The organism is Amycolatopsis sp. PSD-21 (genome assembly GCF_055561455.1).
Genome location: NZ_CM145712.1, coordinates 5,606,341 through 5,627,963 on the forward strand (window position 1 = coordinate 5,606,341; position 21,623 = coordinate 5,627,963).

At 70.0% G+C, this 21,623-nt stretch carries 19 protein-coding genes; 7 read left to right on the plus strand and 12 right to left on the minus strand.

Annotated elements, in window-relative coordinates:
- Positions 1-102: 102 nt before the first annotated feature.
- Positions 103-1,029, plus strand: coding sequence for a hypothetical protein (locus ACZ1DY_RS26195; protein ID WP_465481184.1), 927 nt, complete (start codon positions 103-105; stop codon positions 1,027-1,029).
- Here the strand turns inward: ACZ1DY_RS26195 and ACZ1DY_RS26200 are convergent.
- The 5 genes from ACZ1DY_RS26200 to ACZ1DY_RS26220 form a co-directional block, all read right to left on the minus strand.
- Entirely contained in the window at positions 1,004-1,870 is an 867-nt protein-coding gene (locus ACZ1DY_RS26200; protein ID WP_465481185.1) for an alpha/beta fold hydrolase, read from the minus strand. The genes ACZ1DY_RS26195 and ACZ1DY_RS26200 overlap by 26 nt on opposite strands.
- Positions 1,867-2,175, minus strand: coding sequence for a hypothetical protein (locus ACZ1DY_RS26205; protein ID WP_465481186.1), 309 nt, complete (start codon positions 2,173-2,175; stop codon positions 1,867-1,869). The genes ACZ1DY_RS26200 and ACZ1DY_RS26205 overlap by 4 nt, the downstream gene beginning before the upstream one ends.
- A gap of 498 nt (positions 2,176-2,673) precedes the next feature.
- Complete coding sequence (locus tag ACZ1DY_RS26210; RefSeq protein WP_465481187.1) at positions 2,674-4,212, minus strand: S8 family serine peptidase; 1,539 nt, start codon at positions 4,210-4,212, stop codon at positions 2,674-2,676.
- Between the two features lie 27 nt (positions 4,213-4,239).
- Positions 4,240-5,697, minus strand: a complete 1,458-nt coding sequence (locus ACZ1DY_RS26215; protein WP_465481188.1) for a trypsin-like serine protease — start codon at positions 5,695-5,697, stop codon at positions 4,240-4,242.
- A 159-nt stretch (positions 5,698-5,856) separates the two neighbouring features.
- Positions 5,857-8,673, minus strand: a complete 2,817-nt coding sequence (locus ACZ1DY_RS26220) for a LuxR C-terminal-related transcriptional regulator (protein ID WP_465481189.1) — start codon at positions 8,671-8,673, stop codon at positions 5,857-5,859.
- 386 nt (positions 8,674-9,059) lie between these two features.
- Here ACZ1DY_RS26220 and ACZ1DY_RS26225 point away from each other — a divergent pair, with 386 nt between their 5' ends.
- Both ACZ1DY_RS26225 and ACZ1DY_RS26230 read left to right on the plus strand, forming a co-directional pair.
- Positions 9,060-9,650 carry a papain-like cysteine protease family protein gene (locus ACZ1DY_RS26225; RefSeq protein ID WP_126734369.1) on the plus strand — a complete coding sequence of 197 codons (591 nt, stop codon included), beginning with the start codon at positions 9,060-9,062 and terminating at the stop codon, positions 9,648-9,650.
- A gap of 4 nt (positions 9,651-9,654) precedes the next feature.
- Complete coding sequence (locus ACZ1DY_RS26230) at positions 9,655-10,407, plus strand: hypothetical protein (protein WP_465481190.1); 753 nt, start codon at positions 9,655-9,657, stop codon at positions 10,405-10,407.
- Between the two features lie 47 nt (positions 10,408-10,454).
- Here ACZ1DY_RS26230 and ACZ1DY_RS26235 read toward each other — a convergent pair whose 3' ends face one another.
- Genes ACZ1DY_RS26235 through ACZ1DY_RS26245 form a run of 3 tightly spaced genes read right to left on the minus strand, consistent with a single transcriptional unit; the run spans position 10,455 to position 13,713 of the window.
- Complete coding sequence (locus ACZ1DY_RS26235; RefSeq protein ID WP_465481191.1) at positions 10,455-11,936, minus strand: flavin-containing monooxygenase; 1,482 nt, start codon at positions 11,934-11,936, stop codon at positions 10,455-10,457.
- The gene (locus tag ACZ1DY_RS26240; RefSeq protein ID WP_465481192.1) at positions 11,933-12,781 is read right to left on the minus strand and encodes an SDR family oxidoreductase; all 849 of its coding nucleotides are present in this window, start codon (positions 12,779-12,781) and stop codon (positions 11,933-11,935) included. The genes ACZ1DY_RS26235 and ACZ1DY_RS26240 overlap by 4 nt, the downstream gene beginning before the upstream one ends.
- Positions 12,778-13,713, minus strand: a complete 936-nt coding sequence (locus ACZ1DY_RS26245) for a patatin-like phospholipase family protein (protein WP_465481193.1) — start codon at positions 13,711-13,713, stop codon at positions 12,778-12,780. Before ACZ1DY_RS26245 ends, ACZ1DY_RS26240 begins: the two co-directional genes overlap by 4 nt.
- Before the next feature lie 48 nt (positions 13,714-13,761).
- Here ACZ1DY_RS26245 and ACZ1DY_RS26250 point away from each other — a divergent pair, with 48 nt between their 5' ends.
- Positions 13,762-14,394, plus strand: coding sequence for a TetR/AcrR family transcriptional regulator (locus ACZ1DY_RS26250; RefSeq protein WP_465481194.1), 633 nt, complete (start codon positions 13,762-13,764; stop codon positions 14,392-14,394).
- On the opposite strand, the gene ACZ1DY_RS26255 is transcribed toward ACZ1DY_RS26250, so the two are convergent.
- From ACZ1DY_RS26255 to ACZ1DY_RS26270, 4 genes are read right to left on the minus strand one after another with little or no spacing between them, the layout of a single operon-like run.
- Positions 14,388-15,191, minus strand: coding sequence for an HpcH/HpaI aldolase/citrate lyase family protein (locus tag ACZ1DY_RS26255; protein WP_465481195.1), 804 nt, complete (start codon positions 15,189-15,191; stop codon positions 14,388-14,390). The genes ACZ1DY_RS26250 and ACZ1DY_RS26255 overlap by 7 nt on opposite strands.
- Positions 15,188-15,961, minus strand: a complete 774-nt coding sequence (locus tag ACZ1DY_RS26260; RefSeq protein ID WP_465481196.1) for an HTD2 family dehydratase — start codon at positions 15,959-15,961, stop codon at positions 15,188-15,190. The genes ACZ1DY_RS26255 and ACZ1DY_RS26260 overlap by 4 nt, the downstream gene beginning before the upstream one ends.
- Positions 15,958-17,112 (minus strand): CaiB/BaiF CoA transferase family protein, encoded by a 1,155-nt coding sequence (locus ACZ1DY_RS26265; RefSeq protein WP_465481197.1) that lies wholly within the window; start codon positions 17,110-17,112, stop codon positions 15,958-15,960. Before ACZ1DY_RS26265 ends, ACZ1DY_RS26260 begins: the two co-directional genes overlap by 4 nt.
- A gap of 17 nt (positions 17,113-17,129) precedes the next feature.
- Positions 17,130-18,278 carry an acyl-CoA dehydrogenase family protein gene (locus ACZ1DY_RS26270; RefSeq protein WP_465481198.1) on the minus strand — a complete coding sequence of 383 codons (1,149 nt, stop codon included), beginning with the start codon at positions 18,276-18,278 and terminating at the stop codon, positions 17,130-17,132.
- A gap of 86 nt (positions 18,279-18,364) precedes the next feature.
- Here ACZ1DY_RS26270 and ACZ1DY_RS26275 point away from each other — a divergent pair, with 86 nt between their 5' ends.
- From ACZ1DY_RS26275 to ACZ1DY_RS26285, 3 genes are all read left to right on the plus strand, one after another.
- Complete coding sequence (locus tag ACZ1DY_RS26275; RefSeq protein ID WP_465481199.1) at positions 18,365-19,312, plus strand: LysR family transcriptional regulator; 948 nt, start codon at positions 18,365-18,367, stop codon at positions 19,310-19,312.
- On the plus strand, positions 19,309-20,085 hold the full coding sequence (locus tag ACZ1DY_RS26280) for an alpha/beta fold hydrolase (RefSeq protein ID WP_257485975.1): 777 nt from the start codon (positions 19,309-19,311) through the stop codon (positions 20,083-20,085). The genes ACZ1DY_RS26275 and ACZ1DY_RS26280 overlap by 4 nt, the downstream gene beginning before the upstream one ends.
- Positions 20,086-20,149: 64 nt before the next feature.
- On the plus strand, positions 20,150-21,493 hold the full coding sequence (locus ACZ1DY_RS26285) for an MFS transporter (RefSeq protein ID WP_465481200.1): 1,344 nt from the start codon (positions 20,150-20,152) through the stop codon (positions 21,491-21,493).
- Positions 21,494-21,623: the final 130 nt, after the last annotated feature.

Sequence of the window (21,623 nt, forward strand, 5' to 3'; positions counted from 1 at the left end):
GTTGAGTGGCCCCGAAACCCCCGGACGGGTGATGAAAGCACTGTCCACAACGGACGCGACCGGGAGTGGCGTTTTCCGCCGGAAAATGCCATCGTCGAACACGTGATCGATATTCCTTATCGCGGCTCCGGCCCCTATTGCTACGCCCATTCCCTCGCGATGATGCTCGGCTCCGATGCGCCGGGAGCCGACGTGCTCGAAACCGTGACCGGCAGCCCCTTCGGCATGCAGCTGATCGGCGGTTCGCTGCCGTTCTTCGACGCCTTCGGCTGGGATCCCGATCTCGGTATCGGCGAGGCCCTCGACACCCTCGGCTGGCGCGCCGAAACGACGAGCGAGCCGGATCCGGACGCCGCCTTCGCCGGACTCGTCGAAAGCCTCGCCGACGGTCCGGTGCTGCTCGGTCCGGTCGAAATGGGGCATTTGCGCCACCAGCCGGGGATGACCGGCCCGATCGGGGCCGACCATTTCCTGGTCGCGCTCGCCGTGGACGACGAGTCCGTCACCGCCCACGACCCGCAGGGGTACCCGTACGCGCGAATCCCCCGAGCGGATTTCGCCGCCGCCTGGCGCGCCGAAACGGTCGCGTACGGCAAACCGCACACGATGCGGACGAAGTTCGTGCGGCACACCGTCGTCGAGGACGAGGCCGCGATCGTGGCATCACTTCCCAGGGCGATCAGGCGGCTCAGCGGGCAGGAGGACACCGGCCTCCCGCCCGGCACGCTCGGCAACGGCGACGCGGCGCTCGCGCTCGCCGCGCGGATCGGCGACGGCTGCGACCCTGAACTGCGCGGGCTGCTCGTCCATTTCGTGGTCCGCCTCGGTGCCCGGCGGACGGCCGACGCGGCGGCGTGCCTGCGCCGGATCGGCCGCGACGAAGCCGCCGCCGTGCTCACCACGCAGGCCCGGCTGATCGGCTCGTTGCAGTACGACCTCGTCGTCGAGGACGACGCACGCGCCGCCGCGACCCTTCGGACGCTCGCCCCGACCTACGAAGAGCTCAGGCGGGCGCTCGCGTCAACCTGACGATTTCACGGACGATCACCTCGGGTTCGGTCAAGGGGACGTAGTGGCCGGATCGCTCCGCGATGACGTGCCTGCCGCCGGGAGAGAGGGCCACCCGACGGGCGTGTGAGGCGTTCGCCTGGGCCCTCATCCCGGCGGAGAATCCGCTCCCGCCGAGGCCGCCCGAAACCACGGTGACCGGGATGTCGCCGAGCACCGGCGGATCCTGCCGCCAGAGGGCCAGTTCGTCGAGGAAGGTGCGGGCCTGTTCCCGCTGGGTCCGCACCGTCCCGACGGTGAACGCCTCCCGTTCGAGGTCGCGGCGGACGTCGTCCGGGATCCCCTTCAGCAGGCCGCGGAAAAGGAACTTGAGCAGTCCCAGCCGCGCCAGCACGGCGCCGAGCCGGAGCGTGACCCGTTCACCGGTGCGGAAGACGCGGCCGAAGAGGACGTCCGCGGCTTCGTCGGTCGGGTCGACCAGCACCAGCCCGGCGATCCGCTCCGGGCGGCGGGCGGCGGCCTGCCGCACGATCGGCCCGCCGGCGCTGTGCCCGGCGAGGACGTACGGCCCCTGGCCGAAATGGTCGAGGACGTCGTTGAGGTCGTCGGCCATCCGGCGCAGGGTGCGTCCTCCGGGGTCGGGGGCGCTGCGGCCGAGCCCGGACCGGTCGTACACGATCGCGCGGGCGTGCCGGGCGACCTCCGGCTGGACCGCCGCCCAGGACGAGCGGGTGGCGGCGGCTCCTGCTTCGAAAACGACCGTCGGCCCAGTGAAGCCCTCCGGTCCCGGGTGCACCATCGCGTGGAGCCGTCTTCCGTCGCGGGTCACGACCCATTCCGGCTCGCCCTGGGTGTGGGTCATCTCGCGGTGATCCTCCAGCCGGTGGCGTCGATCCGCCGCCGCCAGAAGTCGGCGAAACGTCCTTGCGCCGCCAGGAGTTCTTCGACGGTGCCGTCCTCGGCGATCCGCCCGTCCTCCAGGAAGAGCACCCGGTCCGCGTGCTGGATCCCGGCGATCCGGTGGGTGACGATCACCCGCGTCCTCGGCACGGGGTCGGCGCTGAGCGAGCGGACCACGGCGTCCTCGTTCTCGGCGTCCAGCGCGCTGGTGGCCTCGTCGACCAGCAGCACGGGCGCCGGTTTGAGCAACGCGCGAGCGATGGACACCCGCTGCCGGTCACCGTCGCGGTCACCCCCAGCCGGACCGCGACCGCCTTGACACTGAGCCGGCGCATCCCCAGCTCACGACCGGCACGCAGGATGTCGTCCCGCGCGATCGTCGCCGGACGGCCACCGATCTTCGGCATCTCGCCCCCTTTGGAAAGTTATAGGGGGAAACTAAGGGTAGGCTTAGTTAGCGTCAAGGCACGGTTCGGCCGGTGGCCGGAAGCTGCCAAGGGGTTGCCGGACCAGGGCCGGGGTGTGTCGCGAAAGCCACTTTCGCAACGTTGAAGGTTGCGAAAGTGGCTTTCGCAACGTCTCCGGGTGGGCAGCCACCCCACGGCGAACGTCGCCTGCGCGAGGTGTCGCGAAAGCCACTTTCGCGACCTCTGATGTCCCGAAAGTGGCTTTCGCGACACGCCGCAGGCGAACGAACACCGGCGGGACCGCCGAAGCGGCCCCGCCGGTGCTTCCCTCCCGCCCTGCCGGCGAGCCTCAGTGGGTTCAGAACGTGATGGCGAACCCGTCGATCGAGCCGGTGTCGAACCGGTAGACGTCCTGCGCGCTCAGCTTCCAGGTGCCGTTGGCCGCCTCACCGGAGGCGTCGACCGTGAAGGTCTGGTGCACACCGTCGGCCGAGCCGACGCCGCCCGGCTCCTTGAGCCGGTAGGCCTTGCCGCTCGGCCCGATCAGGTCGAGCACGAGGTCCGCGGTGTAGGTGTGCGAGACGTCCACCTTCACCGGCAGCGACGCGGAAGCCCTGCCGTCGCAGCCCTCCTGGGTCACCGAGCTGGTCACCGCCGCCCCGGCGTCCGGAATGGACACCGGCGTGGTGTTCGACTTGACCCCGCACTGCGGGCCGGGGCCACCGCTTCCGATCGAGGAGACGTTCAGCAGCTTGTTCGGCGAGCCGCTGCCCGCGTTCTTGATGACGCCCGCGGTCGCTCCGTTCACCAGCGCGTCCCGCACCTGCTGCGGCGTGGCGCCCGGGTTGGCCGACAGGTACAGCGCGGCCGCGCCGACGACGTGCGGTGTCGCCATGGACGTCCCGCTCATCCCCGCGGTACCGCCGTTGCTCGGGCTCAGCGACGTGATGTTCGTGCCGGGCGCGAAGATGTCGGTGCAGCTCCCGTAGTTGGAGAACGAGGACCGGTTGTCCGAGGAATCCGAGGCGTTGACCGTGATCGCCTCGGGCACCCGGGCCGGGCTGGTGTTGCAGGCGTCCGTGGAGGCGTTGCCCGCCGCCACCCCGTAGACGACACCCGACGCGATCGACCGCTTCACCGCGTCGTCCCCGACCCCGGGGGCGTCCATGGTCAGGCTCATGTTCGCCACGGCGGGCTTCCGCGCGTTGGCCGTCACCCAGTCGACGGCGTCGATGATGCCCGAGTCCGGCCCGGAGTTGTTGCAGCCCAGCACCTTCAGCCCGACGATCTTGACCTTCTTCGCGACGCCGTAGGTCTTGCTGCCGATCGTGCCCGCCGTGTGACTGCCGTGCCCGTGGCAGTCTTTCCCGTCACCGCCCATGAAATCCTTGCCAAGGCTGGCGCGGCCTTCGTACTCCGGGTTGGACGGGTTGATGCCACTGTCGAGGTCGTACGCGGTGACACCCGCGCCCTCGTTGGGGTAGGTGTAGGACTTGTCGAGCGGAAGGTTCTTCTGGTCGACCCGGTCCAGGCCCCACGTCGGGTTCGGCTGGGTGCCGGTGCCGCGCGCGGTGCCGTCCTCGTACACCGCCTTGACCGACGGGTCGGCGGCCAGCTTCCGTGCTTCCTTGGGTGTCATGCTCTTGGCCGAGAAGCCGCGGACGGCCGACGTCCAGACCGAACGCACCTCGCCGCCGTACCGCTTCGCCAGCTCGGCCGACGCCGACTGCCCCGCGGCGGCGACGTCATGGAGAACGACGATGTACTGGTCGCCGTAGTGCTCCTTGGCCGGGATCACGACGCCTTCGGCCTCGGCGGCGACCGCGGTTCCGGCGCCGAGCGCGAGCAGCGGGCTCAGCAGACCGAGCGCCAGCAGGGTTTTCGTCTTGTCACGCATGGGAAGTCCCCTCTGTTTCGACGAAGATCACTGGACGGTGAGGGTGTACGTGGTGGTCGCGGTCTTGCCTCCGCCGTCCTTGGCGGTCACCGTGACCGGATACGTGCCCGGCTGGAACGGCGCGAAGACCTGCATGGTCGAACTGCCGCCGCTCGACACGCTCTGCGGCGAGAAGAACGGGTTGATCGGTAACCCGGATCCGCTGGCGGACAACGTGATCGAGCCGGTTCCGCCGGTCGCGGTGACGGTCGCGCTCACCAGTGAACCCGCGCGTCCGGATCCCGAAGACGGGTTCACGGTCACTTTCAGATCGCCGGCGGGAGGTTCGCCGGCGCCGACGGTGAGCGACAGGCCCGCGGTGGCCGTTTCGATGGTTCCCTTTCCGGAAATCGTGACCTGGTAAGCCTTTTCCGGAGTGCCGGATGCGGTCTCGATGGTCAGTTTCGCCACCTCGCCCGCCTTGATCGTGGCGGGCTGGAACGTGGCTTTGGCCCCCTCGGGCAGGCCCGACGCCGACAGCGTGATGTTTTCGGCGCCGTTCTTGCCCGGCTTGCTCGTGACACTCGCCGACACGTACTTGCCCGGCAGTACCTTCACGGACGAAGGCGAAGCCGCGAGCGTGAAGACGTCGCCCGGCTGTTCGCCGCCGATCTGCTGGGCGACCCAGTCCCCCATCTCGTTGTTGAGCCTGCTGTAGACGCTGTACCAGCGGAAGTCGCTGCGGCTCCACGAAGCGACGCCGACGACCTTCCCGTCGACGACGAACGGGCCGCCGCTGTCACCGGGGAGGATGGTCTTGCGGCCGTCGGAGTAGCCGGCGCAGATCATCGTCTTCGGGTCGACGCCGTTCTCCACGCCGGTGCACTGGCTCGCGTTCACGATCGGCAGGGTCAGCTTGTGCAGCGTGACGTCCTGAGTGGAGTCGTTGATGTCCTTCTTGCCGTAGCCGAGGCTGAACCCGTCCTTGCCAGGCGTCTCCAGACCGGTGTCCGCGGAGGTGGCGACCTTCGCGTAGCCGCCGGGCGGGACCGGGATGTCGCCGTCGACGGTGATCACCGCGACGTCGTAGCCGTACCAGGGCTGGGTGAACTTGGGATGGATCTTGTAGTCGACGGCCTTCAGCTGGGTTCCGCCCGCGCTCTTCAGGTCGTCCAGTCCATAAAGGACACTCTTCTCGCCTGCCAGTTCCTTGCAGTGGGCGGCGACCAGCACCTTCCGGGGCGCGATGACGGAGCCGGAGCAGCTCTGCCCCTTCGGCCGGGAGCCGCCTTCCCGCAGGGCGGCGATGGCGTACGGGTAGTCCTTCACCGACGCGGGCGAACCGCCGATGCTCTGGCCGTGGACGCCACCGGTCGGCAAGGGCGCGGCGTCGGTCGGGGTGATGGCGCGAAGAGGGTCCGCCGGCGCCGCACCGGCGAGACCCGCCGCCGGCGCCAGCGCGGCCAAGGTCAGGGCGACCACGCCCAAGATCCGTTTTCTGCTCACGGTGATTCCTTTCGAGGAAAACGCGACTGCCCGACAACTGTCGATCGGCGGCGGAAACGGAACAATAGTGGAATACGGCGATCGCCCCACTATTTAAAGAAACCACTCCTGACCAGCGGTTTCTTAAGCCTTACCCAGCGAACCGACGAATACGTGCCCTTAGGTAATGTCGCCGAGCAGGTCGGCGGTCAGGACGGTGCGTGAAGGCAGCCCCAATTTCCGGAGCGCCCGTCCGACGTGGATTTCGACCGTCCTCGGCGACAGGAACAGCCGCTCGCCGATCTCCCGGTTCGTGAGGTTCTGGGCCGCGAGCCTGGCGACTTCGAGCTCTCTCGGCGACAACGCTTCGCCGTAGCCCTTGCGGCCACGTCGGGGCATCTCCGGATCGCATCGCCGCAGCGACCGGCGGCAGCGAAGCGCGTCCACAGCGGCGCCGAGACCCGCATACGTCGCCTCCGCGGTGGTGAAGGAAGCCACGGCGCGCTCCTGCGCTCCGGCTTCGGAGAAGCAACCGGCCGCGAGTTCGTCGGCGTAGGCGGCGAAATACGGGAGCGGTAGCGCGCTGTAGGCCTGCGCGGCTCCGAGCAGCAGCTCCGCGGCGGGAAGCGTTTCGCCGCGCGCCTGGGTGAGCATGCCCCGGCACAGCAGCGCCGACGCGTTCGCGACCGGGGCGTCCTTGCCGTCGATGCCCTGCCGGTACTCGGCGAGCAGCTCCCGCGCCTCGACGTGCTGCCCGAGCCCGAGCATCGTGCGCACGGCGAACGGCATCAGCTCGGCCGCCCAGACCCAGTTGTTCTTGCGGCGCACGGTCTCCAGGCCGAACTCGGCCAGACGCCGGGCCGCTTGCAGATCCTTGCCCGCCTGGTGGACCGCGACGCGGCCCGCGTACGCCGAAGCCTGCACCGGGACACTGCCCGCGGAAAGCGCGAACGCCGCGTCGAAACTGCGCAGGGCCGCCGTCGGCCGGTGCTGCCCGTACTCGTACCAGCCGAGCACGAGCAACGGCTCGGCCGCCAGCGAACCGTCCTTGTCGACCCGCGTCAGCATCGCGCGCGCCTTCTCCGCGACACTCGCCCACTCCCCCATCGCGAGATCCAGGCGCAGTTCCGTGCCGTCGGCGAGCGCGTCGAGATAAGGCTGATGGTCGTCGCGGATCAGCCGCCGCGCCGTCGTGAGGTAAGCCCGCGCCACCGGGTAGTGCCCGTTCCACGCCACCGCGTCGGCCAGGTTGATGTAGGTGCGGGCCACCTGGCGGCAGACCTCCGCCGACTCCGGTGCCCTCGGCAGATCCGCGATCTCCTGCCAGGCGGCCGGATCGGCGATCTGCATACGCGCCGAAAGCCGGTTCGCGGTGATCGCGGCGAGCAATCCGGCGTCGTGCTCCCCCTTGCTGACCTGTTCGGCCTCGGCGAGCCAGCGGAGGTTCTCCTCCACCGGGACGGTGCCGATATGCGGCAGCGCCAGGGTGACCAGCCCTCTGGCGAGCAGCGCCTGCCGCCTGCCGAGATCGGCCGCGCCCAGTTCGATCTCGAGCCTGCCCGCCTCGACCTTGCCGACCTGGTTGATCAGCACCTGCCCGAGGTGGACGCGGATCTCGCCCCGCGCGGCCTTGCTCAGCGGCCATTCGCGCAGGATCTCGCGCAGCAGCCGGACCGTGCCGGCGTGCGCGATACTGCGCGGCAGTTCCCTGCCGAGCCGGACGGCGAACGATTCGCGCGCGGTCCGCGGGAGATCCGAGTCCCGTAAGGCCGCTTCGAGCAGGCGGCTCGCTTCCTCGGTGCGGCCGTCTTCGATGGCGTTGTCGACCGCGACGCCGGTCCACTGTGTCCACGCGGCGATGTCGCCTGCCAGCCGTGCGTGACGGGCGATGAGGGACGCGAAAGGTTCCGCGCTCGCGGCGAGGCGGGCGGCGGCTCGTCCGTGCATCGCGCACCGCTGAGGTCCGGCCAACAACGCGTAGACCGCTTCGGCGATCAGCGGACTCCCCGAGACGTAGCGGCCGCGGCCGAGATCCCGCAGCAGCCCCGCGTCCACCGCTTCGGTGACCGCACCGGCGACCTCCGCTGACGCGCCGGCGACCGCGCCCAGATCCTGTTCCCCAGCGGGCGATACCAGTACCGCCGCCGCGCGGATGACGTCCTGTGCGGCCGGGCCGATCGCCGCCATCAGCTCGGAAACCCGGCTCCGCACGGTAGGCGGCACCGTCGCCGAGGCCAGCTTGTCCGCCGAAAGGGATTCGGCCGTGTCACCGACGCTCTGGACCAACGCCGTCAGGTCGACGGCGATCCCGGACGTCCGCCGGTGCGCCGCTTCGGCGACATCCGGTGCGCAGCGGCCGAAGGACGCGTCCAGCAGCGTCCGCACCTGGGCGGCGGTGAACGCCGGGAGCGAGAGTTGCGCGGCGGTCTCGCGCAGCGCCGGGAATCGCCGCGGCCCGCACGCCGCCGTGCTCACCACCACGCTCAGCCCCGCGGCCGGGGACGCCGCGAGCCCGCGCACGAACTCCCTCGTGTCGTCGTCCGCGCAATGGACGTCGTCGAGCACCAGTACCGCCGGGCCGCAGCCGGTCAGCACTTCGCGCACGGCTCGGAACTCCTGCTGCCGGACGGTCTCGGCGTCCGCGTTCTCCGGGAACGGCGGCAGCCACGGGGACCATTCGGGGATCAGCCGCCGGAGGACCCCGGTCACCGGTGAGAAGCCCGCCGCGTGGGCGGCGGCCATCGCGCTCCTGGCGAGCAGCGCGTCGACCAACGGCGCCAGCCGGCACGGCCGCGCGAACGAACCGCACCGGGCGGACCAGACCACGCGCGACGCGATCCCGGGATGGGCGGCCAGTTCTTCGAGCAGCCGGCTCCGGCCCACCCCCGGCTCGCCCTCGACGACGGCGACCGACGGCGGGCGCGTGGCGACGCGCACCAGTTCGGCCAATTCGGCGTCGCGGGCCACGAACACCGGTGCCGTACCGATCGTCGGCATGCCCGGGACCATACCGAGAGGACACCCGCCGAAAGGCGGGAACACGAACAGTGACCAAGAGCCGCGCGCTTTCCGCTGGTCCACACCAGCGGAGTCACGACCTCACCGCGCCGTTAACTCGAACGGTCGACGCCGACCTGCGGTGACACCGACCCTCGCATCGGCAATACGGACCCTTAGGTATTGCCGCGAACCTTGCCACGAGACCACCGGAGGGTGAATCTCAGACTGTTCGCAGTGCCCCTCTGTCACTTCGTCACAGCGCAGACCCCCTGCTCGCGCCGGTCGGCCACCCGTTCGGGTAGCCGGAGTCCCCACCTGATCCCTTACGGGTAGCCGCCCGCGCGTGCTTCGCGTTCGATCATCCAGTTAGGAGTGTTCCGACGGTGAAAACCTCGTTCAGGCGCGGGCTGGCCACGGCCTGCGCCGGTGTCGCCGCGCTGGTCGCCCTGCAGGCGCCCGCCACCGCGGCACCCGCCATCACGGCGGCCACCACGATCCCGATCAGGATGCAGGCACAGGAGAAGAGCAACTGGTGCTGGGACGCCAGTGGCAACACGATCGCCGCGTGGTGGGGGCATTCCCTCACCCAGACGAAGTTCTGCCAGATCGCGCACAACGAGTCCGGAACGGACTGCGCGAACAACCAGGGCTACCTGAGCGATCAGCAGCGGGTGTTCCGCTGGCTGGGGTTCAGCAACGTCGGCACCTACAGCTCGTCCGGCCAGACGCTGAGCTTCGCCTCCATCAAGGGCCAGGTCGACGCGCGGCAGCCGATCGGCACCCGGATCGGCTGGCGTAACGGTGGCGGCCACATGCACGTGCTCTACGGCTACGACAACACGAACGGCGCGACGACGGTGTACTACGGCGACCCGTGGGGCTCGAGCCCCCGCTACAACCAGATGAGCTACAACGCCTACCGGTCCAACAACTCGTTCACCTGGACCCACACCGTCTACGGGATCAAGGACTGAAACCATGAAGCGAACCTTCCTCGGCGCCACGATCCTCGCTCTCGGACTGTCACTGGCACTCGGCGGCCAGGCCTCCGCCGCCGACGGCCCCAGCGGCGCGCCCACCGCCGCCGACCTCGCCGCGGTGTCCACAGTGGTCACCAGTGACGCGACCACCCAGCGGCTCGCCAAAGCGCAGTTCCCGGGCGCCGCCAAGGCGGACACGGCGATCGCGGCCAGGACCGCCAAGGCCGATCCGCGGTCACCGGTGGCGGTGTACCAGCCGACCGCCGCCTTCATCGCCGGCACTTCCTCGGTTCCGGCCGAGCTCGCCTACGTCGCCACGCCCGCCACCCTGGGCAACGGCGACGCCGCCACCGTGTGGTCGCAGCGCGAAGGCTCGGGCTGGTCGGTCTACAACGTCGCCTCGGGTGACGTCGAAAAGCGCCTCGCGGCGCGGGTCGGCAAGGGCTACCTCCTGAGCGAACCTCAGGCGGGCGCCTGGTACGCCGTCGACGGGGACACCGTGACCGTCCTCGACGGCTCGTCGGTGGCGAAGACCGGCGAGACGATGACGCTCGCCGCGTACCGCGAAGCCCTGCAGAGCCGCTACGGCGACAAGCTGCCCGGCTCGACCTACGACCGCACCGGCGCCGCCGGTGGTTACGGTTCCGCCCCGGTGGGCGACACCGAGGTTCCGTGGTGGCCGTACGCGCTCGGCGCGGTCTTCCTCGCCGCCGCGGGCGCTGCCGTCACGATGCGGCTTCGCAAGCAGTAAGCGTCAAGGGGTGCCGGGACCGCGCGGGGTTCCGGCACCCTCGCCCGCTAGGCGAACGTGTAGTCCTCGATGGGGAAGCTCTGTGCCTCCTTGATGGCGTTCAACGTGGAAGACGGCCGGAGCAACGTCGCCTCCCCGTGCGGGTTGAAGTAGTAGCTGTTCGCCGGGGCACAGTTCCCGAGGGTGAAGATGGAGTCGCCGAGGCGTTCGGTCATCCGGTCGAGGAACGCGTCGTTCGCCTCCTGCGTGACTTCGAACTCGGTCGCGCCGCGCCGCCGCATGGCGCCGAAAAGCCGGTCCATATGCCGCATCTGCGTCTCGATGGTGGTGAAATAGGACAGTCCCGAGTAGGAATACGGGCTGTTGAGCGAGATGAAGTTGGGGAACTTCGGGATCGCGACCCCCTCGTAGGCCTGGAAACGGTTCTCCCGCCACCACTTCCCGAGGTTCCGGCCGTCGCGGCCGATGATCTCGATCGCCGGGAAATTCGCCTCCCACAGGTCGAATCCGGTCGCCAGCACCAGGACGTCGATCTCCCGCCGACGGCCGTCGGCGGTCTCGATCCCGGTTTCGTCGATCTTCGCGATCGAGGTCGTCTCCAGGTGCACGTGGTCCTTGGTGAAGGCGGGGTAGTACTCGTTGGAGAACGTCGGGCGCTTGCAGCCGAACGAATAGCGCGGCGTCAGTTCCGCGCGCAGCCGCGGATCCCGCACCTGACGGCGCAGATGCGCCTGGCACCACAGCTTGCCGAGCCGGTTCGCCATCGGCAGCTGCTTGTAGTGCAGGACACCGGAGACCATCATCAGTTCGAGCAGCGCGGTCCCGGTCAGCCGGGCGGCCCGCTGGGTGAGCGGGACCGCTGCGAACGCGCGCCGGACCGCCTTGGGCACCGGGAAGTCCAGTTTGGGGCTCACCCAGATCGGCGTCCGCTGGTACACGGTGAGCTCTCGCGCGACCTTCGCGATCTCGGGGATCAGCTGGACCGCGGTCGCGCCGGTACCGATCACCGCGACCCGCTTGCCCGCGAGGTCGTACTCGTCGTCCCAGGCGGTGGTGTGGATGACCTTGCCGCCGAACGTGTCGATCCCGGCGATGTCGGGCTTCTTCGGCTGGGAAAGGAAACCCGTCGCGGTGAGGAGGTACTTGGCGGTGACCGGCCCGCCCTCGGCGAGCGAGACCGTCCAGTGCGCGTTCGCCTCGTCCCACACCGCGCCGGTGACCACCGAGCCGAACCGCATGTAGCGCCTCAGCCGGTACTTGTCCGCGACGTGTTCTGCGTACCGCTTGAGCTCCGCGCCCGGCGCGAAGAGCCGCGACCAATGCGGATTCGGCTCGAACGAGTACGAGTAGGTGGCCGACGGGATGTCGACGGCCAGCCCGGGATAGCGGTTCACATGCCAGGTGCCGCCGAGGTCGGACTCACGTTCGAGGATGAGCAGGTTGTCGTAGCCGAGCCGGTTGAGCTGGATCGCCGCGCCCATCCCGCCGAAACCGGCCCCGACGACGACGGCGTCGTACTGCGCGTTCATGCGTTTTCCTCCCGGTGGGTGTCCTGGTGGAGGCGGGCGCGATAGCCGGCCCGCTCCGGTGGATCGGGCCGCAGCGCGCGGTCGTCGCGGACCAGCCGCCGGAACGCGGCGAGCGCCGGTTCGGGTGTCACCGTGGCGAGGGTGGCGAGCGCGCCGACATAGCCGGGCACGGCGATCTCGGCCGCACGCGTGCGGACGGAAGCCACGACGGCGTCGGCGATCCGGCCCGGTTTCACCTTCGGGATCGGCCGCATGTCGAGCCCCGAGGCCAGCGCGGTGTCGACCGCCGACGGCAGCACGGCGGAGACGCTCACGCCGTGGGGCGCGTACTCCAGCCTGGTCGCCGCGGTCAGCCCGACGACGGCGAACTTGCTGGCGTTGTAGATCGCCAGCCCCTTCACCGGGAACTTCCCGGCCAGCGACGCGACGTTGACGATATGGCCGCGACCCCGCTCCAGCATGCCGGGCAGGGCCAGCCGCATACCGTGGACGACGCCGAAGACGTTGACCTCCATGGTCGCCCGGTTCAGCTCGTCGGAGAGGTCGAGGAAGCCGCCGTTCGGCATGATCCCGGCGTTGTTGACGAGTACCGCGAGCGGCCCGTTCGCCTGTTCGGCGTCACCGAGGAAGGCGGCGAACGACGCCGGATCGGCGACGTCCAGGGGATGCGCGGTGCCACCGACGTCGGCGACGGTCCGTTTCGCGGCTTCGAGGTCGAGATCGCCGATGGACACGCGCGCACCGAGCGCGGCCATGCGTTCCGCGGTCGCGCGGCCGATCCCCTGCCCCGCACCGGTGATCGCCACGTGCGCGCCGTCGAGGTCGAGATCCGGGTACTTGCTCATGCACGCACTCCCTCTCGTGCGAAGGCGTCGGCGACCAGGCCCGGCGCCGTCCTCAACGCCGTGGCGAGCACGTGCTCGCGCCGCCGTCCGTCCATGAAGTTGGCGCCCATGGCGGCGAGATCCGCCGGCGCCGGTTCGATCCGGACCACCCGGACGCCTGCCGCGCGCAGCCGCCGCACCTCGTCGTCGACACGCCTGGTCATCGACGCCCGCAGCAGGCGTTCCAGCCGGGCCGCGCCGCGGGCCGGTGCTCCGCCCTCACTGCTCATCGGCGCGATGAGCACGACCTCGCCGATGTCGTGGCCGAGCAGGAAATCCGCCGACGTCGGGGAGACCGTGCCGCCATCGACCAGCGGACGTCCGTCCACAACGGACGGAGGGAACCAGCCAGGGATGGCCCAGGACGCGGCGATCGCCTCGCCGAGGCGCGCGGGCGGCGCTCCCGGGGAGCCGAGCGCGATCCGCTTCCCCGTCGGATCCGCGGCCATCAGCCAGGTCGCTGGATGCGGGACCCAGCCGTCGGGCGCCAGCGCGTCACCGAGCTCGCGCAGCCAGCTCGCGTCTCCCCTGCCCTGGGGCAGAAGGCCCGCGAGACCGGCGAGCGGGTCGACCTCCCGGCGCAGCGCGGCCCGGACCAATCCGGCCGCGGGCCAGCGCGGAAACGGCACCGGCGGGAGCCTGCCCGGCATCCGCCGGACGTGCGCGGCGACGACGGCGTCACCGCCGGGCGCGCCCGCCACCGCGTCGAGGATCGCCTTCGCCGGGATGCCCGCACCGAGCATGGCCACCGCCTCGGCCCCCGCCGAGGTCCCGACCAGGACGTCCGCCTCGCGGGGATCCCAGCCGAGCGCGTCGAGGACCGCGGCGGTCCAGGCGAACCCCAGGGTCCCGCCGCAGCCGAGCACCAGCGCCCTCGCGGAATGACGTGTCATTTCCGGAACGGTATGTCATTTGAACGCGCCGGGCAATAAGCTGGCGGGATGACGACGGAGACCCCGGTCAGCAGGGCCGCACGGAAGAAGCAGGAACTACGGCGCGAGATCGTGGAGACCGCGTTCGACTGCTTCGCCGAACGCGGCTACCACGCGACGGGGATCGCCGACATCGCCGCCCGGCTGGGCATCGGGCACGGCACCTTCTACCGGTACTTCCAGAACAAACGGGACATCGTCGACCACGTCATCACGGACCTGGTCGAGAAGGTGGTCGGCGCGCTGGCCGCGGACAACGCGCCGGACGCGGTCAGCAGCCTCGCCGAGTACCGCAGGCAGAGCGCGCGGATCGGCGACGCGCTCGCCCGGATCTTCGGCAGCGACCCGCGGATGGCCCGGTTCCTCCTGCTCGAAGCGGCGGGCATCGACGCCGAGATGCGGGAACGGGTGCTGGACTTCCACGAGACCGCCGCCGAACTGACCGCAGGCTACCTGCATCACGGCGTCCGCCTCGGTTACCTGCACGAGGATCTGGACGTCGACTCCACCGCCCGCGCGATCAACGGGATGATCCTCGCGTCGATCCTGTCCGAACTGCGCGACCCGTCACCGGAGAGGCAGGCCGCGATGAGCCGGGCGGTCCGGCGGGTCATGTACGACGGGATCGCGGCCCGTCAGTGACCGGCGCGCTTCAGGATCGCCCTGGCCCGCGCTTCGACCGGCTTGTCGACCATCTGGCCGCCGGCGACGATCACCGAGCCGTCCCCGGCGCGCGCGATCACGTCCCGCGCCCACTCGATCTCACCGTCCGACGGGGAAAGCCCACGGCTCGCGGCGGCGACCTGGCGCGGATGCACGCAAAGTTTCCCGGTGAACCCGAGGGTCTTGGCGTGCTCCACATCCGCGGCGAGCGCGGCGTCGTCGTCGAGTGCCGTGGTGACACCGTCGATCGGGGCCGCCCTTCCCGTGGCCGCCGCGGCGACGACGATCGCGGACCGCGCGTACCGCAACGCCTCGTGTGACCGGTGGTCGACCCCGAGCTGTACGGCCAGGTCGACGCTGCCGAAAGCGGGCCGCACCACCGCGTCCGCACCGCAGACCTCCACCGCGCCCGCGATCCCGGCCGCAGTCTCCACCAGCGGGAGGATCGGAACACCCGGCAGCCGCCCGGCGAGGGAATCGATCTCCGCACGGTTCTCGGCCTTGGGCAGCATCACCGCGAGCGCGCGCCCGGCACTCGCGACATCGTCGTCGTACCAAGCGGTTCCGGCGGCGTTGATCCGGACGACCGCCTGCTGGCCTTCCGCCAGCCACGCCCGGACGTGCTCGCGGGCGGCCTCCTTCCGATCGGGCGCGACGGCGTCCTCCAGGTCGAGGATCACGACGTCGGCCCCACTGGCCGCGGCCTTGGCGAAGCGATCCGGCCGGTGTCCGGGCACGAACAGGAAGGTCTTCGCGGCGGTCAGGAGTTCGTTCACCGGCCGAGGCTCCGCATCGTTCCGGTCGCCGTCCGCCGTCCGTGGCGATCACGCACGGCGGTGCCAGTCCCGTCCGCTCGCACGATCATGCCCTGATGGTCGAACAAGGGCGCGATGAGCCGGTAGTCGAAGGCCAGCCTCCCGCTGCTCCCCCGCCGCCGCGCGGCCTCGGCCATCGCGAGCGCCTGCAACGGGCCGTGGGTGAGCAGCCCCGGATAGCCCTCGACGTCGCGGGCGTAGTCGCGGTCGTAATGGATGCGGTGGGCGTTGTAGGTCAGTGCCGAGAAGCGGAACAACAGCGTCGGCGAGACGTCGATCTCCCATTCGTCCTCGGCCGCCGGCACCTCCAGCTCCTCGACGGGGGCGTCCGCCCGCCCGGCGGCGGCGTCGCGGTAGACGATGTCCTGCTCCTCCTCGACCACGACCTCGCCGCCCTGGACGATCCTGTGCCCGGTCACGACGAAGGTCAGCCGTCCGGTGCGGCCCTGTTTCTCCTCTGTGGAAAGCACTTCCGTATGCCGCTCGGCGGGCAGCCCGCACCGCAGCGGGCCGAGTGACCGTACCCGTCCGCCCGCCCACATCCGGCGGCGTCCCGGCTCCATGCCACGGACCGGGTGTCCGTCCGGCCCTAGATCGGCCTGCGCGGGCCGGTCCAGCAGGTAGAACCAGTGCCAGAGCAGGGGCAGGCCGTCGCGGTCCAGATCCGGCGGCTCGACGTCGAGCAGCGAAGCCAGCGCCTCCGCGGGACCAGGCTGCAGGATTTCCTTCACGTTCGCACCTCCTGAAGGGCACCGAACTCGGCCCGGATCGACTCGTTGTGCGCCCCCAGCGCGGGTACCGGCCCCATGATCGGCTCCCGGCCGGCGACCTCGACCGGCGGGAGCAACGCCTCCAGCGGCCCGGCGGGGGTTTCCACCTCGCGCCACCGATTCCTCGCGGCCAGCTGCGGATGGCGGGTGAACTGCTCCGGCGTCCGCAGCCGGGCGTTGGCGATCCCGGCGCGCTCCAGCAGGTCCCCGACCTCGTCCGCGGTCAAGCCGCTGAAGGCCTCCTCCAGGATCGCGGTGAGCTCGCCGTCGTTGGCGACACGGTCGTCGTTGGTCCCGAAGCGCGGATCTTCGATCAATGTCTCCTGTCCCAGCACGTCCCGGCACAGCACGATCCACTCCCGTTCACTTTGGACACTCAGGAAGACCCGGTCGTCCCCGGTGCGGTACGGGCCGTAGGGCGAGATCGACGGATGTGCCGCCGCCCTGCGCCGCGGCGGTTCCTTGCCGTAACGGGAGAAATAGGCGGGCTGGCTCATCCATTCGCCGAGCGAGTCGATCATCGCGACGTGCAGGCTCGCTCCCTCGCCGGTGCGCTCACGGTCGTACAGCGCGGTGAGGACGCCGCTGTAGGCGTACATCCCGGTGGCGATGTCGGCGATCGAGATCCCCGCCTTGGCCGGTGTCTCCGGGGTGCCGGTGGACATCACGAGCCCGGTTTCGCACTGCACCAGCAGATCGTAGGCCTTCTTCGTCCGATATGGACCTTCCGGACCGTAGCCGGAGATCGAACAGTGGATCAGGTCCGGACGTTCCGCGCGCAGCGTCCCGGTGTCGAGACCGAGCCGCTCCACCGCGCCGGGCGCGAGGTTCTGCAGGAACACGTCGGCCTTGCCGATCATCGCGCCGAGCAGCGCCCGGTCCGCCGGATCCTTGATGTCGAGTTCGACGCTTTCCTTGCCCCGGTTGAGCCAGACGAAGTAGCTCGACTGCCCGTGCACCGTGCGGTCGTAGTCGCGGGCGAAGTCGCCCGCTCCGCGGCGTTCGATCTTGATGACGCGGGCACCGAGATCGGCGAGCTGACGCGAGGCGAACGGAGCGGCGACGGCCTGTTCCAGCGCGACGACGGTGATTCCCTCGAGTGGTGGGCGCATGCTGCCTTCCTCGGTGTTCAGGACGGGATGCGGTGCCGTTCGATCAGCTGACGCGCGATCACGCCGCGCTGGATCTCGTTGGTGCCCTCGCCGACGATCATCAGTGGCGCGTCACGGAAGTACCGCTCGACGTCGAACTCGGTCGAGTAGCCGTAGCCGCCGTGGATGCGGACCGCGTCGAGCGCGATCTCCATCGCGGCCTCGGAGGCGAACAGTTTCGCCATCCCCGCCTCCATGTCCGCGCGTTCGCCCGAGTCGTACCGTCGCGCCGCGTGGTGCACCAGCTGGCGGGCGGCCTCGAGTTTGGTCGCCATGTCCGCGAGATGGTTGCCGATCGACTGGTGCTGCCAGATCGGCTTGCCGAAGCTCTCGCGTTCCTGGGCGTAGCGCAGGGAATCCTCCAGCGCCGCCCGCCCGACGCCGAGTGCCCGGCAAGCGACCTGGATCCGGCCGATCTCCAGGCCCCGCATCATCTGGGCGAATCCGCGGCCCTCCACTCCGCCGAGCAGTGCCGTGACCGGCGCGCGGAAGCCGTCGAAGGAGAGCTCGCAGCTCTCGACCCCCTTGTAACCGAGCTTGGGCAGATCCCGTGAGACCTCGAAACCCGGCCCCTTCTCCACCAGCAGGATGGAGATGCCCTTGTGCGCGGGTTCGGCGGTGGGGTCGGTCTTGCACAGCAACGCGACCAGCTGGGACCGGCGCGCGTTGGTGATCCACGTCTTGCTGCCGTCGACCACGTACTCGTCGCCCTCGCGTCGCGCCGTAGTGCGGAGTGCCTGCAGATCCGAGCCGCCACCGGGTTCGGTGAGCGCCATCGTCGCGCGGATCTCGCCTGTGGCCAGCTTCGGCAGGTAGGTGTCCTTCTGCTCCTGAGTGCCATATGTGGCAAGGAGTTTCGCTACGACGGTATGGCCGCCCATCGCGCCGGCGAGGCTCATCCAGCCGCGTGCGAGCTCCTCCGTCACCAACGCGTAGCACTCCGCGGAGACCTGGGTCTCGCCCCAAGGCTCGGGCACGGCCAGCCCGAAGACACCCATCGCCTTCATCTGGTCGACGAGCTTCTCGGGATAGGTGTCCGTGTGGTCGAGCTCCCGCGCGACGGGCCGGACCTCACGATCCACGAACGCGGCCACGAGCGCGACGATCTCGGTCTCTTCCTCGGTCATGTGGTTATCATGAGCGATGATGAGACGGTATGTGAAATACCGAATCATGATGCCCGCATACCGGACCGCGATGAGCAGGGGCGACGGTGGACTTCAAGCAGCTCAAGGCGTTGGTGACGGTCGCCGAGGTCGGCAGCGTGACCCGCGCGGCCGAGCTGCTGCACCTGGTCCAGCCCGCCGTCACCCGGCAGATCCGCACCCTGGAGCAGGAGCTCGGGGTGCCGTTGTTCGAGCGGACCCGCCACGGGATGCGCCCGACCGAGGCGGGCGCGACGCTCGTCGAGCGTGCCCGGCGGGCGCTCACCGAACTCGACCGCGCCCGCGCCGAGCTGGCCCCGAAACCCGGTGTGGTCACCGGCATCGTCACGGTCGGCCTGCTGGAGAGCGCCGCCGAACGGCTCGCCGCGCCGCTGACCACGGAAGTGCTCCGCGAGCATCCAGGGATCGAACTGCGGCTGCTCACCGCGTACTCCGGACATCTCCAGCGGTGGATCGACGACGGCGACGTCGACCTGAGCCTGCTCTACAACCTGACCAGCACCCCGTCGCTCAACGTCCGTCCGCTGGTCCGTGAACGACTGTGGGCGGTCGCTCCCCCGTCGGCCGGGCTCGATCCCGCGCGACCCGTCCCGTTCGCCGAGGTGGCCGCGCATCCGCTGGTCATGCCCTCCGAGGGGCACGCGCTGCGCACCCTCATCGACGGCGCGGCCCGGGAAGCGGGCTCCGAGGCGGAGGTCGCCGTGCAGACCAACGCCATGACCCTGCAGAAACGCCTCGTGCTCGGCGGGCACGGCTGGACGATCCTTCCCGGCATCGGCATCGCCGCGGACGTCGCGGACGGCACGCTGAGCGCGGCTCCGGTGTGCGAACCGGAGGTCTGGCGCACCGTCGTCCTCGGCACGCCCAGGACGGGACGCGTCACGCCCGCCGTCGACGCCGTCGCGCGGGCACTGGTCCGGCAGATCCACCGGACCGTGCGGGAGGGCGAATGGCCCTCGGCACGGCTCTGGGAAGACCGAACAGGAGAAGAATGAGCACGCTCACCGGCAACGCCGTCGCCGCCGACGGTGCCCGGCTGGCCTACCAGTGGCACGGCACGGGCAGGCCGCTCGTACTGCTGGCCGGGCAGGCGAACGACCACACCTGGTGGGATCGCACGCGCGGGGACTTCCCGAGCACGATCACCATGGACTACCGCGGTACGGGTGCGAGTGACGCGCCCGATTCCGCTTACTCCACACCGGGTTTCGCGGACGACGTGATCGCGGTCCTCGACGAACTCGGGGTCGGCGAGGCCGATGTCTACGGCACCTCGATGGGTGGCCGCGTCGCGCAGTGGGTCGCCGCGCGGTATCCCGATCGGGTGCGGCGGCTCGTGCTCGGCTGTACCTCGCCGGGTGGCACGCACGGTGTCGAGCGGTCGAACGACGTGCGGCTGGCCCTGGCGCGGCGGTCGTCCGCGGAAGCACGGGAGACGCTGGAGGACCTGATGTACACGCCCGCCTGGCGAGCGGCCAATCCCGGTCCGTACCGGGTGCTGGGCGCGCACGGCATGCCGCCGCACGCGGTGCGCGGACACCTCGTCGCGAGCAACACCCACGACGCGTGGGACGTGCTTCCGGAGATCACCGCGCCCACGCTGGTCTTGCACGGTGACGACGATCTTCTCGCACCCGTGGCGAACGCGCCGCTGCTGACGGAGCGGATTCCCGACGCACGAATGCATCTCTTCGCCGGGGCGCGCCATGCCTACTTCGACGAGTGCCGTCCCGAATCGAGCGAGCTGGTGAACGACTTCCTCGGGTAGACCATGCCGACCGGGTATGTGCCCATCGCGGATTTCTATTTCTCAACCGCAGGGATCACAGCTCATGATGGTCGGCGTTCCCGGAGCGAAGGAGCTTCCCTTGCCGCACAAGACACCCGGCGTCGTCGCGAACGTGGTCCGCGGCTGCCTCGGCAACCTGGTCGAGTGGTACGACTGGTTCGTCTACGCCTCGTTCAGCATCTATTTCGCGGCCAGCTTCTTCCCCGAGGGAAACCTGACGGCGCAATTGCTTTCGACCGCCGTCGTGTTCGCCGTCGGCTTCCTGATGCGCCCGCTCGGTGGCTGGCTGCTGGGCCTCTACGCCGACAGGTTCGGCCGCCGGTCCGCGCTGACCCTGTCCGTGACGCTGATGAGCTTCGGCTCGCTGGCCATCGCCCTCACCCCGGGTTACGCGTCGATCGGCCTGCTCGCACCCGTGATCCTCGTGGTCGCCAGGCTCGCGCAAGGTCTCTCGGTGGGCGGTGAGTTCGGTTCGAGCGCGACCTACCTGTCCGAGATTGCCACCCCCCGGCGGCGTGGCTTCTACTCGAGCTTTCAGTACGTCTCGATCACCGTCGGGCAGCTTTCGGCCCTGCTGGTGATGATCGTGATGCAGTCGCTGCTCACCGAAGCGCAGATGTACGCGTGGGGCTGGCGGGTCCCGTTCGTGCTCGGCGCCGTCGCCGGCCTCGTGGTGATGTACCTCCGCCGCAGCATGGTGGAATCGGAGCACTTCCAGCGCTCTTCCGGCTCGCCTTCTCGCGGCGGCCTGCGGGTCCTGCTGCGCGAGCACCGTCGCCAGGTTCTCGCCGTTCTCGGGCTCGCCATCGGCGGCACGGTGGCGTTCTACACCTTCACCAGCTACCTGCAGAAGTACATGGTGAACACGGCGGGGATCCCGAAGCCGACCGCTTCGCTCATCGGTTTCGCCGCCCTGTTCCTGTTCATCTTCATGCAGCCCGTCGCCGGCGCCCTTTCCGACCGCTGGGGGCGGCGCCCGGTCATGTTCGGCTTCTCCGTCGGCGGCATGCTGCTGACTGTGCCGATCATGACGCTCGTGGGCAGGACGGGGAACCCGTGGGTGGCGTTCCTGCTCATGATCACCGCCATGATCTTCCTCAGCGGCTACACCGCCTTGTCGGCCATCATCAAGGCGGAGATGTTCCCCACCAACGTCCGCGCTCTCGGCGTCGGCTTGCCGCACGCCCTGGCGACCGCGGTTTTCGGCGGGCTCTCTGAGCCGATCGCGCTGGCCTTGAAGCAGGCGGGGCACGAGAGCGTGTTCTTCTGGTGGGTCACCGGTTGTATCGCGCTGACCTTCGTGGCGACTTTGGTGGTGCGGGAGCCTTCGCGTGACTCTGCGCTGGAGATCGGCGAGGTGTCTGTGCGGGATTCTGTTGTGCGGTAGGGGTGCTTTCTCGGCTGGGTCGGCGGATGGTTGCGGTGGGATCCGGGCTCGGCGGTGTGGGCGTTGCCGAATCTTGGCGACGGTCGCGGGTGCCATGGCGAGGAATGTCGTCGCAGTTATCCGTACGGAG

Coding starts and splice junctions, on each gene's coding strand:
- ACZ1DY_RS26200 (WP_465481185.1), bottom strand. CDS start 1,870: ATGACCCACACCCAGGGCGAGCCGGAATGGGTCGTGACCCGCGACGGA.
- ACZ1DY_RS26210 (WP_465481187.1), bottom strand. CDS start 4,212: ATGCGTGACAAGACGAAAACCCTGCTGGCGCTCGGTCTGCTGAGCCCG.
- ACZ1DY_RS26220 (WP_465481189.1), bottom strand. CDS start 8,673: ATGCCGACGATCGGTACGGCACCGGTGTTCGTGGCCCGCGACGCCGAA.
- ACZ1DY_RS26230 (WP_465481190.1), top strand. CDS start 9,655: ATGAAGCGAACCTTCCTCGGCGCCACGATCCTCGCTCTCGGACTGTCA.
- ACZ1DY_RS26235 (WP_465481191.1), bottom strand. CDS start 11,936: ATGAACGCGCAGTACGACGCCGTCGTCGTCGGGGCCGGTTTCGGCGGG.
- ACZ1DY_RS26240 (WP_465481192.1), bottom strand. CDS start 12,781: ATGAGCAAGTACCCGGATCTCGACCTCGACGGCGCGCACGTGGCGATC.
- ACZ1DY_RS26245 (WP_465481193.1), bottom strand. CDS start 13,713: ATGACACGTCATTCCGCGAGGGCGCTGGTGCTCGGCTGCGGCGGGACC.
- ACZ1DY_RS26250 (WP_465481194.1), top strand. CDS start 13,762: ATGACGACGGAGACCCCGGTCAGCAGGGCCGCACGGAAGAAGCAGGAA.
- ACZ1DY_RS26265 (WP_465481197.1), bottom strand. CDS start 17,112: ATGCGCCCACCACTCGAGGGAATCACCGTCGTCGCGCTGGAACAGGCC.
- ACZ1DY_RS26270 (WP_465481198.1), bottom strand. CDS start 18,278: ATGACCGAGGAAGAGACCGAGATCGTCGCGCTCGTGGCCGCGTTCGTG.
- ACZ1DY_RS26280 (WP_257485975.1), top strand. CDS start 19,309: ATGAGCACGCTCACCGGCAACGCCGTCGCCGCCGACGGTGCCCGGCTG.
- ACZ1DY_RS26285 (WP_465481200.1), top strand. CDS start 20,150: ATGATGGTCGGCGTTCCCGGAGCGAAGGAGCTTCCCTTGCCGCACAAG.